This is a genomic window from Nocardia sp. NPDC058519 (assembly GCF_042719755.1).
In the GTDB taxonomy this organism is placed as follows: Bacteria; Actinomycetota; Actinomycetes; order Mycobacteriales; family Mycobacteriaceae; genus Nocardia.
The window spans coordinates 41,970-53,774 of sequence record NZ_JBHXNK010000044.1 but is presented as its reverse complement, the minus strand read 5'-3'; the positions used below and the strand labels follow the sequence as shown (position 1 = coordinate 53,774).

Genomic DNA, 11,805 nt, shown 5'->3' with positions numbered 1-11,805 from the left:
TTGCCGCGATAGCCTCGCGCCCCTTCGCGAAGCGGCCCTGTTATGTGGGCCAAGCCCATATCCGTTGATCTTTCGGCAGTTACTACCGGAACCCCGTACCGCACGGGGGTGCTGACCGGCGGGCTGCGCCGTCCCCTGAGCCCAGCCCAGATGCCGGCGGATTCAGTGATCGATGATCAGTTCGTCGCCTCGCCCGGGGCGGCCCGCGGCGACGCACTCTTCGCACGTGATGTCTCGGTAGGTCCCGTCGTAAGGCTCGAGCAACGGGTACCGGTGGATCCATTTCCGCAGCTTGTCCGGGTGCATCAGCAGCTGCTGGGCGTGCTCGACCGTGAACAGCGGGGGATCGCGCAGGACCGCCCATGCGGTCAGGGTGTAGTGCGGGTGGTCGGAGTGCTCAGGCGGCCCGTAGGCGTGTTCCACCTTCGAGATCGTCAGTGTCAGCCCATCGCCGGGACCGTCGATCTCGATGTCGTCGCCTGCACGTGGCATTCCTGGCGTGTGGCAGTAGAACTGGATAGCGGGGATGTCAGGCCGGTCGTAGTCCGCCGGCTCAGGCACGTCGAAGTCGACCAGGAACCGAACCCAGCCTGTCGGGATACTCATGCTCGGCCCCCTGGCTGTTCTGTCTCCCCGGTCATGTCGCCCAGGCTATCCCGTCACACTCACTGCGAAGCGGGGATCGGATCGGCTACTCGTCGTCACGGTATCGACGCGACAGCACAGGTCGACGAGCCATGCTCAGGTGGGTGAGTTGTCGAGTACTTGCGCTGTCGGTGTTGCGGCGAGTTCGAGGTCGGCGACGATGACGGCGTACTCAGGGTCGTCCGGGTCGGGGACGGCGTTGTTCCTGAAGGCCGCGACGACCGCGGGGTGATTGGCGAACTCGGCGAGGGAGCTGAGCGCACCGTCGTAGCCCCAGTCGTTGTGGAAGAGCCCGTCAATGACAGCGGTGAGGGTTGAGGTGATGAATTCGGGGGGTGCATCGCATTTGAGCAGAATCTCGGCTATCGGCCCGAACACGGTGTCTCCTGCAGAGTTCCAGGCCATGAGGTCCTTCCGATGGTGTGGTCGGCCGCCTGCTTCGACCAGAATCAGTGCGGCCGCAGTCGATGCCATCGTCTCAGCGCTGGCCCAACCTCCGTGGTCGAAGTCCGCTTTGTGATGTTCGAGGTCGACCACAACCCTCAGCGGGGACACAAAGTTCTGTTTTGAGGAGCGAGCCCTGGAGTGGGCCCCGGAATCCTGAAGCTGTCATGAAGTGCAAAGTGACGCGCCGGTAGGGCGTTGGCGGGCTTACGGTTTCGTTCGTGCGTCAGGAATGGTCGACCGAGGATCTGATCGGGTCGTGGACGCTGGTCGGCAACGACTGGCAACTGGTGAAGAACAAGTCAGGTGCTACGCGGCTGGGCTTCGGGCTTCTGCTGAAGTACTTCGAGCTCGAGGCCCGGTTTCCGCGCCGTACGGAGGACGTGCCGGCGGTCGCGGTCGCTTACATGGCCGAGCAGCTGAAGGTCGATCCGGGTGAGTTCGCGGCCTATCCGTGGGAGGGCCGGTCCGCGAAGTACCACCGTGAGCAGATCCGGGATGCGTTCGGGTTCCGTGAGTTCAGCGTCGGCGACGAGGACAAGCTGACCGGATGGTTGGCAGCGGAGGTGTGCCCGGTAGAGCTGCGGGACGAGCAATTGCGGGAGGCTGCGCTGATTCAGTGCCGGGCCGAGCGGATCGAGCCGCCGACCCCTGGTCGGATCGACCGGCTGATCGGTTCGGCGCGCGCAACTTTCGAGAAGAATTTCTGCGAGCGCACGGTGTCGAGGCTCAGCCAGGCATCTGTCGACAGGTTGAGCGAGCTGGTCGCGGTCGGTGCTGCGCCGCTGGCCAGCGGCCGGGGGTTGTTGGCGGAGTTGAAGTCCGACCCGGGCAAGGTCAGCTTGGAGACACTGCTGCGGGAGGTGGACAAGCTCGCGGCGGTGCGCGCTCTCTCGCTTCCGGCGGACTTGTTCGCCGATGCCAGTGACAAGCTGGTCGACGGTTGGCGGGCACGGGCGGCGCGGTCGTTCCCGTCGGATCTACGGGATATGCCGGACTCGATCCGGTTGACGTTGTTGGCGGCGTTGTGCTGGGTGCGGTCGGCGGAGATCACCGACGCGTTGGTGGATCTGCTGATCGAGCTGGTCCACAAGGTGAATACGCGGGCGGATCGGCGGGTGGAGAAGGAACTGACTGCGGATCTGCGCCGGGTTCGTGGCAAGGACAACATCTTGTTCCAGTTGGCAGAGGCCGCGGTCGACCATCCCGACGACATCGTGCGGGACGCCCTGTACCCGGTGGTCGGGGAGAAGACGCTGCGGGAGCTGGTCAAAGAGGCGAAAGCCAACGACCAGGTGTTCCAGGAACGGGTCCGGACGGTGTTGCGCAGCTCGTACTCCAACCACTACCGGCGGATGCTGCCGGCGCTGTTGGCGGCGTTGGATTTCCGCTGCAACAACACCGCCTACCGGCCGGTGATGGTCGCGATGGAATTGCTCCAGCGGTACGCGAGCATCGACGGCAAGGTCCGCTTCTACGACACCCACGCCCTGGCCCCGTTGGACGGGGTGGTGCCCAAGGCGTGGCGGGAAGCGGTGGTCGACGAGAAGGGCCGGGTCGAGCGGATCCCATACGAGTTGTGTGTGCTGGTCGCGTTGCGGGATGCGATCCGCCGCCGTGAGATCTACGCCGATGGCGCCAATCGGTGGCGCAACCCCGAAGACGATCTGCCCGGTGATTTCGATACCGCCCGGGAGGTGCATTACGCGGCGATCCGCAAGCCCCTGGATCCGACCCAGTTCATCGACGGGCTCCGCCATCGGATGAGAGAAGCCGTGGCGCGGCTGGATCGGGGCATGACCGAGAACACGACCGGCGGGGTCCGGTTGACACGGCGGCGTGGTGAACAGTGGATCAGCGTGCCGAAGCTGGAGAAACTGCCCGAGCCGGAGAATCTGGAGAAGATCAAAGCCGAGGTCGCGCGCCGCTGGGGCACGCTGGACCTGCTCGATGTGCTCAAGGACGCCGACTTCCTCACCGACTTCACCGCCGAGTTCACCTCGGTGGCATCAAGGGAGGTGATCGACCGAGACACGTTGCGCCGGCGGCTGTTGCTGGACCTGTTCGCGCTGGGCACGAACATGGGTATTCGGGCGATCGTGAACACCGGCGAGCACGAGGAGTCCGAAGCGGCGCTGCGGCATGTGCGCCGGCACTTCATCACCCGCGACAATCTGCGGCGCGCGACCACGAAACTGGTGAACGCGACGTTCGAGGCGCGAGATCCCAGCTGGTGGGGCACCGGCACCGCGTGCGCGAGCGATTCGAAGAAGTTCGGGTCGTGGGAGTCGAACCTGATGACCCAATATCACCAGCGCTACGGCGGGCATGGGGTGATGATCTACTGGCACGTCGAACGCCGCAACGTGTGCATCTACTCCCAGCTCAAATCCTGTTCGAGCTCGGAGGTAGCGGCGATGATCGAAGGGCTGCTGCGGCACTGCACCGACGCCGAGATCGACACCAACTACGTCGACACCCATGGTGCGAGCGTGGTCGGGTTCGCCTTCACCGAGCTGCTCGGGTTCAAGCTGCTACCCCGACTCAAGAACATCGGCTCGATCCGCCTGTACCAGCCCGACGACTCCGGCGTCTATGGTGAACTGGGCCCGGTGCTGACCCGCCCGATCCGCTGGGAGCTGATCGCCCAGCAGTACGACCAGATGGTCAAGTACGCCACCGCCCTGCGTTTGGGCACCGCCGAGTCGGAGTCGATCCTGCGGCGGTTCACCCGCGGCGGCCCGAAACACCCTACTTACCAGGCGCTGGAAGAGTTGGGCCGTGCGGTGCGTACGATTTTCGCCTGCGACTATCTGGCATCGGAAGAACTCCGCAGGGAGATCAACTCCGGGTTGCAGGTGGTCGAGAACTGGAACTCGGCGAACGTGGTCGTGTTCTACGGCAAGGACTCCCAGCTCACCGGCGCCGACCGCGAGCACGCCGAGGTGTCGATGCTGGCGCTGCACCTGCTGCAGTCGGCGCTGGTGCACATCAACACGCTGCTGCTACAAGCGGTCTTGGAGACGCCGGAGTTCCACGACCTGGTCGGTGACACCGAGCGACGTGCGATGTCGCCACTGTTCTGGTCGAACATCAACCCCTACGGCCGATTCCGACTCGACATGGACACCCGCCTGGACCTGACCAGGCAAAAGGTCGCCAGCTGAAGCGCGGCGCTATCACGACTGCCCCACGAGAAGACCGGACCAGGGGCACTGGGAATCACGGTTGGGCGGGGGCCTCAGCTCCGGTCGTTCAGCTCAACGATTTCGGCCTCGTTGTCGTCGCTGTCACCGAACATGACAGCGAGGCGTCGTTTGATCTCCGCGGTGCTGAAAGCTGAAGTATCGGAGGGCAGGTGGGGCTGGGTCATCGCGGACCTTCTTCTGTACGGAATCCATCGTGTTCACCGTGCTACCGCGACGCCGAACTCTCCTGCGGGCGCCGCCAGGTCATCAATCACGAGGTCATCGATGATCACCTCCACCGGTCCGGTGAAGATCGATCCGGCCATCCGCCGGACCGCCTCGGCGACGGCGACCGCATCGCTGCCGACGACGACGATGTGCACCTCGATCCGGTCGTCAAGGACAGCTACACCGTGGACACGCGCCCCGGCCAAGTAGGTGAGGACATCGTCGAACACGCGGTTGGCCACTCCGTGGACGGAGTCGGCGGACGCGGTCACACGGACGATCAGCGCCGCGGTAATCGCGGCGGCCGGCGCCGCACCCCCGATCGGGCGCGGTCGGCGCACCACCGTGGCGGAGGTGTAGCCGAGGCCCGGGTCGAGGACCGCGGACTGGCGCGGCGTCGCGGTTCGACGCCGAGACTGGTGCCCGCTCACCCCAGATGCTCCCTTGATTCTGATCGGCCGGTCCGATGCCCGGCATCTTTGTTTCGCGCCGTGAGATCACGGCGCGTGGCCTCCGCATGGATCGTCGGAGGCCACGTCGCCTGGTCGTTCAGTTGTTGCCGACGATCTTGTCGGCGATCTCGTTGGCCTTGTCCTTGATCTTTTCGCCGGTCTGTTTCACCGCGGAGGACGCCTGGTCGGCTTTGCCCTCGTTCTTCAGGTGATCGTCGCCGGTCGCCGCACCGGTGGCCTCCTTGGCGCGGCCTTTGAGTTCTTCGGCCTTGTTCTCGAACTTGTCGTGCACGCCCATCTCGGTTTCTCCTGGTGGTGTCGGATTGATGGTCACCGCACAGCGGGCAGGGAGCGCGCCGTGTGGTCCAGACCGCCGGTGGTGCCGACGGCGATGGTCTGAGTTGGCAACGATGGTCAGTACCAGTGTTTACGGCCGCCCACAGCGCGCCCGGAAGCTCCAACCAGAACCAGGATCAGGCCGACCACCAGCACCAAGATCCCCACATTCCACAGGATCGGGATTTTGATGAGCAGACCAAGGATCAACAGGATGGCTCCCAGGGTGATCACGACGAACTTCCTTCCACTGATGGCGCGGCGATAGACCCCGCGGGTGCGGTTCGACCGGTCGCGCCGACGACAGATTCGTACTCTGTTGCGCCTACCACTCGACCTCGTCTATCCCGAGCCGATCACGGACTCGGACACGCTGGCGGAGTGGCCGCACTTGCCGTCCCGCAGGGGTGGTGCGGCCACTCTCGACATGTCACAACATCGATCACGCTAACCACCCCAAGTAGGGTTGTCTTCACCCTTAAGGGTGTATTCACGTTCTGTAGGGTGGGGGTATGAGACCCCTCCGGCTGGCGCTGATCGATGACTACGAGGTCGTGGTCCAGGGCTTGGCCACGATGCTGCGCACCTACCACGGCCGCGTCGAGATCGTGGAGCTGAACGCCAACACCCGCGTGGGCGACCGGGTGGACATCGCACTCTACGACTCGTTCGCCAACCCCCAGGGCGACCGGGACCAGGTGCGCGAGCTCTCGACGAACCCGTTGGTGGACCACGTTGTCGTCTACTCGTGGAATCTCGAGGACGCGCTGGTGGCATCGGCCCTGGCCAACGGAGCCCGCGGCTACGTGGGCAAGAGCTTGCCTGCTGCGCAGTTGGTCGCGGCCCTCGAGGCGATACACCGAGGCGGCGAACAGGTGCACCGTGGGGAGCCGGGTGCGGCCAAGGTGATCGGCGGGGATTGGCCGGGGCGTGAGGAAGGGCTGACCCAGCGTGAAGCCGAGGTCTTGGCGTTGATCACCCAAGGGCTGAGCAACGCTGACATCGCTGACATCGCGCACCTGTCGATCAACTCGGTCAAGACCTACATTCGGAATTGCTATCGCCGTATCGGCGCGACCAGCCGTTCGCAGGCGGTGCTGTGGGGAGTCGAACACGGCTTCCGTCCTGACCGCAAACGCATCGACCCCCGTACCGACGACACTCAGCCCGACATCAGCTGACCGGTGCCGGGTCAGTGCCGGGGCGCCGTGACAACAGTTCGTCGTAGCGGTCCACTGTCGGTGGGCCGGGGCGCGAATCGGCGGGCAGCCCGCCCAGGACTGCGGCGAATTCGTCCTCGCTGCAATCTGGGGTTCCGGTAGTAATCGCCGAAAATCGGGGCGGATATGGCGACTATGCGGCGTCGTCGGGTTCGAGCGGGCGGCGATAGACGCCGGGCCTGATGAGGGTGAGTTGGGAGCGCGCGGCCCAGTAGTCGAGGATGCCGCTGACCTTGTCCGGCGTCATCGCGAGGCCCAAGCGCGCGAGTCGCGCGAGCAGATCGCCGACCTCGAAGACCTCGCCGGGTTCGATGACCTGACGTACCAGCCGCCGCACCGAAAGTTCCTGCGCTGCTTGCTGTTCACGCTCCGGGACGGACTCGCGGCTTCGGCGCCGCGAGGGCAGCAGATCGTCGTAGCGCTCCACCGTCGGCAAACCCGGGCGGGTATCGGCGGGCAGCCGGTCCAGGACCGCGGCGAGTTCGGCCACGGCGTGGGCGTGTTCGGCATCGCCGCCCATGCTCTGGTCGTGATCGCGCAGCAGCCGCATCACCGTGGCCGGCGAGGGATGCTGGCCCCTCTTCTTGCCGGTGGTGATGACCAGTCGTTCGGCGATATCGCGCAGGCTGTGGTTGCTCGCGCGCAGGTGCAGCGCCATCGCGAGCATGGTCTCGTCGACCACGGAGACCCCGCCGATGGATTTGCCACGCCCGCGGGCTGATTCGTGGCCTTCGAGGGTGCGATCGCGGATGTATTCGCGTTCCATCCCCGACAGAGCGGCCAGCACGGTGAACACCACTCCGGAGGGGTCGTGGGAGCCCTGGAGTTCGCCGGTGAGGAATTCCAGGCCGATGTCGGCGGCCTTGAGCTGTTCGGCCAGGGCGGCGAGTTCGATTCCGCGCCCCAGGCGTTTGTGTTCGTGCACGACTAGGGTGATCGCCGCGCCGGAGGCGCGGATCTCGCGCGCCAGGGCGACGGCCTTGTCGAGTTCGGGGCGGACCAGGGCGCGGGTGGAGATCTTCTCGGAGAAGATCCGCCCGATCCCGGCACCGCGCAGGGAATCGAGCTGGGTGTCCAGGGATTGGCGCACGGTGGAGGCGCGCGCGTAGCCGATGCGCACGTGCGCGCCCGAGTCGGTGACGGCCGCGGTCGGGCGCGGCAGTTCGGTCCACACCGCGCCCGGGCGGCGCAGCGCCGGGGTCGGCAGCTTCAATGCTTTCGCGAGCGAGGGCACGAGGCGGAAGCGGGCGGTGTGGTAGCCGATGGCGACTTTGCCCTTGCCGGTGCGGCACGGTGATCCGGCCGGGGCGGCGCAACTCGACATCGGGCAGTCGTGGGCCTCCACACGGAGGAAATCGTCGTCGCTCACTGGAAAAGTGTTTCATGGGTCCGTTTCAACACGCCAGACCTATGCACCGCCCTATGAAACACCGAATGTCCTGGACGGCCAAGCAATCTCGCGGTGTTTCATGGGTGATCACTTATGAAACACCGGGCGGTTTGTCGCGCCCCCGAACCAACTTTCAGGCAGTCGACAGACCGGCGTACCCAAGATGCCCTACTTTGCACTTGGTGACAGCTTCGGGATTCCGGGGCCGAGTGAAGGGCTGTCGAGAAACGATCGGTTTCCGACAGCTCCGCCACCAAGGCCGAGCAGGTAGATGCGAGACGTCGACAAACGTGTCGAGATCCGGCAGCCGCCGTCCGGCGCTCAACGGCGGCCTTCGTTGGCACCGTGGTCCCTGCGGTTCCGCACCGCTGGGCGGTGGGTTCCGGTGTAGCGAAGTACCTTCAGCGCGTCAGCGCGCCGGTCCGGATCCGAATGCATGACCGCAACGACACCCGCCGTCAACCGCAGCAGGCCGTCGTGCCGCAGCCACCAGGCGAGCCCGCCGACACCGCCGAACACCGCTGCGCTGCCGGTGAGCACCTCAAACATGTTCACCGACGTTACGGCCGCCGTGAGCCGTGAAGTACCAAGAAATTTGGTACTTCACGGGGTCGTCGAACCGGCCCCTGGCGATCTTCCTGGATCTGTTCATGCGCGGAAGGTAGCGCCGAAAACAGCTGCCGAGGGGGTACGCAATGTACCCCTATTCATACGCAATGTACCCCTATTCAATAGATACGGCGGCCGCAACCGGTGTCACGTGCACGCGCCGGATACGCAGTACGGGCGCGGTGAATACCAACGACACCGGCGCGCGATATCAGCTGGCGGCCGCAGCCCCCATTCTCGTTTCGGGCTGTTCAGTTCAGCCTGGCCTCGTGCCAAGCGCAGTTCAAGGACTCGGGCGCGGTCCTCGTCGTCGACCAGGCCGCGAGCCTCGCGGTCGACCACGCGCAGTTCAGCGCCGACCAGCGTCGATGGTGTGGCAGGTCGGGATCTCGAAGTTCGACTCGGTGCAGAACCAGCCCCCGGGGTCGATGCCGGGGGCTGGCACGGTCAGACGGTGAAGGACTGCACACCCAGGCGGTTCGCGGTGTAGGTGACGAGCCGGTTGAGTTCGTCGAGCAGGAGGTCCGGCTCGGCGTGGCAGGCGTCTTCGAGGGCGGGTGCCTTGCCCGTGGTGTGGGCATAGCGGCCACCGTCACCGCCCGGGTCGAAGTGGTGGAGCTCGCGGATGAACGCGACGATCTGGGCCTGCTCGGTGCCGCCGGCGAGCAAGTCGTCGCCGAGGCCCTGGAGGCGGTTGAGCAGCTTGTCGAGGTCGTGTCCGAACACCGGAGTGGGGAGCAGCGCCTTGAGTGCGAGCTCAGCCACCTGCCGGGTCAGGAAGAACGCCGGCTGACCGAGTACCAGCGGGCTCTTGATGAGCCACCCGGCCGCGAAGGCGTATTCGATGAAGGTCTCTTCGGTCGGGTTCCCGAAGTTGGCGCGCGACAGGCACAGGACCGGATCGTCGCTGTCGTGTTCCTTCGTGCAGACGAAGGGGCTGGTGTAGGCCGTGTTCACGGCGTTGGTAGTCATGATCGGCAAGCTACATACGAGGGGTGCAGCGCTGCCCTGACCTTGTTCCTGGCCGCCGACAACCGGGCCTGTTATCGAGTTCGGGCCTACCGATAAGTGGGCGAAACCGGCGGCTGAGACTGCCGAATTGTCGACGCGCGTGACCGAAATCCCGGCGCTACGGTCACCTAGGGTGTACCGATGCAGATCACTCTTCCTTTGACTCTGACGGATTCGGTCACCCTCGGCGAGATCGAACAGTTCGTCAAGACCGCCCGTGACCTCGGCGCCACCGATGAGACCCTGATCGAGGTGCGGGGGTTGGAGCGCGACGAGGACATCCTCGACGGACTCTTCCTCGACAGCACGACGATCAAGCCGTCCTCCGAGGCTGCCGCCTAGTCAGGCGATCCCTGCGCGGCAATGCCCTCAGCTACCTTCACCTCGCCGTGTACGACGGCGAGGCTGACGCCGACTCCGCGGGAGATCTCGCGCAGGGATTGGCCTTCGGCGCGGCGAGCCAGGATCGCGCGGCGTTTGTCGTCGTCGATGACCGTGGGCCGCCCACCTTTGCGGCCGCGCCGGGCCGCGGCATCCAGGCCGTCTCGGGTCTTGCGGACAATGTCGCGGCGCCGATCCTCGGCCAGCGCGAGCGCCAGGTCCAGGATCAGGCTGCGTTCGGTATGCTCGCCGGCCGCAATCCCGTGCAGCACCTTGACCGAGATGCCCTGCTGGAACAGATCATTGAGCACGATCAGCCCCTCGAGGAGACTTCGGCCGAGCCGGTCAGCCTCCTGCACGGTCAGCAGATCGCCGGGCCGCAGATAGTCGAGAGCGGCCTGCAGGCCGGGCCGGTCTGCGACCTTGATGGTGCCGCTGATCTTCTCCTCAAACACCTTCACGCAGATCGGGTCGAGGTCGTCATGCTGTCGCGCGGTCTCCTGTTTGCTCGTGCTGACCCGGACCAGACCCACCAACGCCATGAAAACCCCTCCGCCCGTTCGGAAAACGTGTTCGAGAATCAGGCGTGAGCCTACCTGTTTCCGAACGGGTTTCCGAACGCCCGCGCCTGCGAGTCCGCCGTCGATGCCCGGCCGCGGTCAGGGTGTTCGGTAAACGGTCGTTTTCCGAACACCCGCACGGGTGTCCGATAGTCCGCGGGCACGCCGAGGCCGGGTTGACGGTGTGTGGTCATCGCAGCCAAATCCGGCAGATCTCGATCTGGTCCCGCAGCAGGCTGTTCCGCCACGGAACAAACAACGCTCCAAACTGTGCTATCCCGGTGGAGGTCGGACCCGTACCTCTTAGGTACCCTTTGCGTGCGAATACATGCTGAGCATGTAAAAGCACGACCTCGCGAAAGACTGAACCCCGGCTACCAACAGCTGGTAACCGGGGTCCGTGGCACGTAGACGGAAACTTGTTCAGGGCATCCGTTTACGGGCAGGTGACGTGTACCGACTCGACTTGAACCGTCGAGTCGGTACACAACTGCGGAGTGGTCGCCCCTTCGGGCAGCACCATCGGCAGGAATGCCAACGCGACGTTCAAACCGAAACTCACCGCCAGCAGCACGAGCTGCTCGACGAATCGGTTCTCGCCAGGGCCATCAGGCCCGTCGTTCGGTTTCTCCTTGAGCACTTGAGATCTCGCCTCCTAGTCACACGGATTGATTTGGCGTGTGGAGGTCGGATCCTCGTACTGCTCGAACGTGCCGAACAAATACGAATCGTACGGACGGCGCCGGACAGGGTTTTCATCGACCTGCGTGACAGCTCGGGTACACGGCAGCCGACGAGCAACCCCGACAACGACTTTGGGCACTGGGGGTCTGTGAGCTGCGGTCGAGCTGTTCGCTGCGGCCTTTGCCTTCTTGTCCACCGACTTGTCGTGGGTGATGTTGTCGTACTCGTCGGGTAGGCGCCGAACGGTTCTCGGAGTCGTTTTCCGTACACCCGGTTCAGTGATCCGTTCGACCCTTTCCGCGGCGGCGGGTGGTTCCAACCCCGGAGGAGTAGCGCCGACCAGCCTTCCGATCGGCATCGGTGTAGACGCCTTCCTCGTCGGCGGCGATGTCGATCTGCTCGGCGATCAGTCGCAAGGCGGTGGCCACCGAGTAGGGATTCACCGCCGGATCCATCCAGAGCACCGGCATCCCGCCGGTCACCTTCTGCGAGAAGACGAACGCGTACCCGTCCAGGCCGAGGATGGGTTCGAACGACGGGATCAGGAATGGGGTACTCACGGCGAACAGTGTCCATACCGGCTGTAGCGGCTGATCGTGTTGCCGGTCGGCTCGGCGAGTTCTCGTCGGCTGAATAGGGGTTACTACCGGAACCCCG

At 65.0% G+C, this 11,805-nt stretch carries 15 protein-coding genes; 3 read left to right on the top strand and 12 right to left on the bottom strand.

Translation table 11 applies throughout. The annotated features are described in order from the left end of the window. Positions 1-162: 162 nt before the first annotated feature. Together ACFWPK_RS32095 and ACFWPK_RS32090 are read right to left on the bottom strand one after the other, a co-directional pair. Positions 163-606, bottom strand: coding sequence for a hypothetical protein (locus ACFWPK_RS32095; RefSeq protein ID WP_378922195.1), 444 nt, complete (start codon positions 604-606; stop codon positions 163-165). Positions 607-741: 135 nt separating this feature from the next. Beyond that, on the bottom strand, positions 742-1,182 hold the full coding sequence (locus ACFWPK_RS32090; RefSeq protein WP_378922193.1) for a hypothetical protein: 441 nt from the start codon (positions 1,180-1,182) through the stop codon (positions 742-744). A 128-nt stretch (positions 1,183-1,310) separates the two neighbouring features. Here ACFWPK_RS32090 and ACFWPK_RS32085 point away from each other — a divergent pair, with 128 nt between their 5' ends. Continuing rightward, positions 1,311-4,256: a Tn3 family transposase gene (locus ACFWPK_RS32085; RefSeq protein WP_378922191.1), complete on the top strand. Its 2,946-nt coding sequence runs from the start codon at positions 1,311-1,313 to the stop codon at positions 4,254-4,256. A gap of 74 nt (positions 4,257-4,330) precedes the next feature. Here ACFWPK_RS32085 and ACFWPK_RS32080 read toward each other — a convergent pair whose 3' ends face one another. From ACFWPK_RS32080 to ACFWPK_RS32065, 4 genes are all read right to left on the bottom strand, one after another. Further along, a complete protein-coding gene (locus ACFWPK_RS32080; protein ID WP_378922189.1) occupies positions 4,331-4,462 on the bottom strand; it encodes a hypothetical protein in 132 nt (43 codons plus the stop codon). 33 nt (positions 4,463-4,495) lie between these two features. Then, positions 4,496-4,936, bottom strand: coding sequence for a hypothetical protein (locus tag ACFWPK_RS32075; protein ID WP_378922187.1), 441 nt, complete (start codon positions 4,934-4,936; stop codon positions 4,496-4,498). A gap of 118 nt (positions 4,937-5,054) precedes the next feature. Beyond that, positions 5,055-5,255 carry a CsbD family protein gene (locus tag ACFWPK_RS32070; RefSeq protein WP_378922186.1) on the bottom strand — a complete coding sequence of 67 codons (201 nt, stop codon included), beginning with the start codon at positions 5,253-5,255 and terminating at the stop codon, positions 5,055-5,057. 116 nt (positions 5,256-5,371) lie between these two features. After that, a complete protein-coding gene (locus ACFWPK_RS32065) occupies positions 5,372-5,527 on the bottom strand; it encodes a DUF6131 family protein (protein ID WP_378922184.1) in 156 nt (51 codons plus the stop codon). 278 nt (positions 5,528-5,805) lie between these two features. Here ACFWPK_RS32065 and ACFWPK_RS32060 point away from each other — a divergent pair, with 278 nt between their 5' ends. Then, positions 5,806-6,474: a DNA-binding response regulator gene (locus ACFWPK_RS32060; protein WP_378922182.1), complete on the top strand. Its 669-nt coding sequence runs from the start codon at positions 5,806-5,808 to the stop codon at positions 6,472-6,474. Between the two features lie 172 nt (positions 6,475-6,646). Here ACFWPK_RS32060 and ACFWPK_RS32055 read toward each other — a convergent pair whose 3' ends face one another. From ACFWPK_RS32055 to ACFWPK_RS32045, 3 genes are all read right to left on the bottom strand, one after another. Then, positions 6,647-7,882 carry a recombinase family protein gene (locus tag ACFWPK_RS32055; RefSeq protein ID WP_378922180.1) on the bottom strand — a complete coding sequence of 412 codons (1,236 nt, stop codon included), beginning with the start codon at positions 7,880-7,882 and terminating at the stop codon, positions 6,647-6,649. Positions 7,883-8,224: 342 nt separating this feature from the next. Continuing rightward, positions 8,225-8,452 carry a hypothetical protein gene (locus ACFWPK_RS32050; protein ID WP_378922178.1) on the bottom strand — a complete coding sequence of 76 codons (228 nt, stop codon included), beginning with the start codon at positions 8,450-8,452 and terminating at the stop codon, positions 8,225-8,227. A gap of 507 nt (positions 8,453-8,959) precedes the next feature. After that, positions 8,960-9,484 (bottom strand): hypothetical protein, encoded by a 525-nt coding sequence (locus ACFWPK_RS32045; RefSeq protein WP_378922176.1) that lies wholly within the window; start codon positions 9,482-9,484, stop codon positions 8,960-8,962. A 180-nt stretch (positions 9,485-9,664) separates the two neighbouring features. On the opposite strand from ACFWPK_RS32045, the gene ACFWPK_RS32040 reads away from it, so the two are divergent. After that, positions 9,665-9,865: a hypothetical protein gene (locus ACFWPK_RS32040; RefSeq protein WP_378922174.1), complete on the top strand. Its 201-nt coding sequence runs from the start codon at positions 9,665-9,667 to the stop codon at positions 9,863-9,865. Here the strand turns inward: ACFWPK_RS32040 and ACFWPK_RS32035 are convergent. The 3 genes from ACFWPK_RS32035 to ACFWPK_RS32025 form a co-directional block, all read right to left on the bottom strand. Continuing rightward, positions 9,862-10,446 (bottom strand): recombinase family protein, encoded by a 585-nt coding sequence (locus ACFWPK_RS32035; RefSeq protein WP_378922172.1) that lies wholly within the window; start codon positions 10,444-10,446, stop codon positions 9,862-9,864. The genes ACFWPK_RS32040 and ACFWPK_RS32035 overlap by 4 nt on opposite strands. 454 nt (positions 10,447-10,900) lie before the next feature. Beyond that, the gene (locus tag ACFWPK_RS32030; protein WP_378922170.1) at positions 10,901-11,104 is read right to left on the bottom strand and encodes a hypothetical protein; all 204 of its coding nucleotides are present in this window, start codon (positions 11,102-11,104) and stop codon (positions 10,901-10,903) included. 319 nt (positions 11,105-11,423) lie between these two features. Further along, positions 11,424-11,708, bottom strand: a complete 285-nt coding sequence (locus ACFWPK_RS32025; RefSeq protein WP_378922168.1) for a hypothetical protein — start codon at positions 11,706-11,708, stop codon at positions 11,424-11,426. Positions 11,709-11,805: the final 97 nt, after the last annotated feature.

Coding starts and splice junctions, on each gene's coding strand:
- ACFWPK_RS32050 (WP_378922178.1), bottom strand. CDS start 8,452: ATGTTTGAGGTGCTCACCGGCAGCGCAGCGGTGTTCGGCGGTGTCGGC.
- ACFWPK_RS32080 (WP_378922189.1), bottom strand. CDS start 4,462: ATGACCCAGCCCCACCTGCCCTCCGATACTTCAGCTTTCAGCACCGCG.
- ACFWPK_RS32035 (WP_378922172.1), bottom strand. CDS start 10,446: ATGGCGTTGGTGGGTCTGGTCCGGGTCAGCACGAGCAAACAGGAGACC.
- ACFWPK_RS32045 (WP_378922176.1), bottom strand. CDS start 9,484: ATGACTACCAACGCCGTGAACACGGCCTACACCAGCCCCTTCGTCTGC.
- ACFWPK_RS32095 (WP_378922195.1), bottom strand. CDS start 606: ATGAGTATCCCGACAGGCTGGGTTCGGTTCCTGGTCGACTTCGACGTG.
- ACFWPK_RS32060 (WP_378922182.1), top strand. CDS start 5,806: ATGAGACCCCTCCGGCTGGCGCTGATCGATGACTACGAGGTCGTGGTC.
- ACFWPK_RS32040 (WP_378922174.1), top strand. CDS start 9,665: ATGCAGATCACTCTTCCTTTGACTCTGACGGATTCGGTCACCCTCGGC.
- ACFWPK_RS32070 (WP_378922186.1), bottom strand. CDS start 5,255: ATGGGCGTGCACGACAAGTTCGAGAACAAGGCCGAAGAACTCAAAGGC.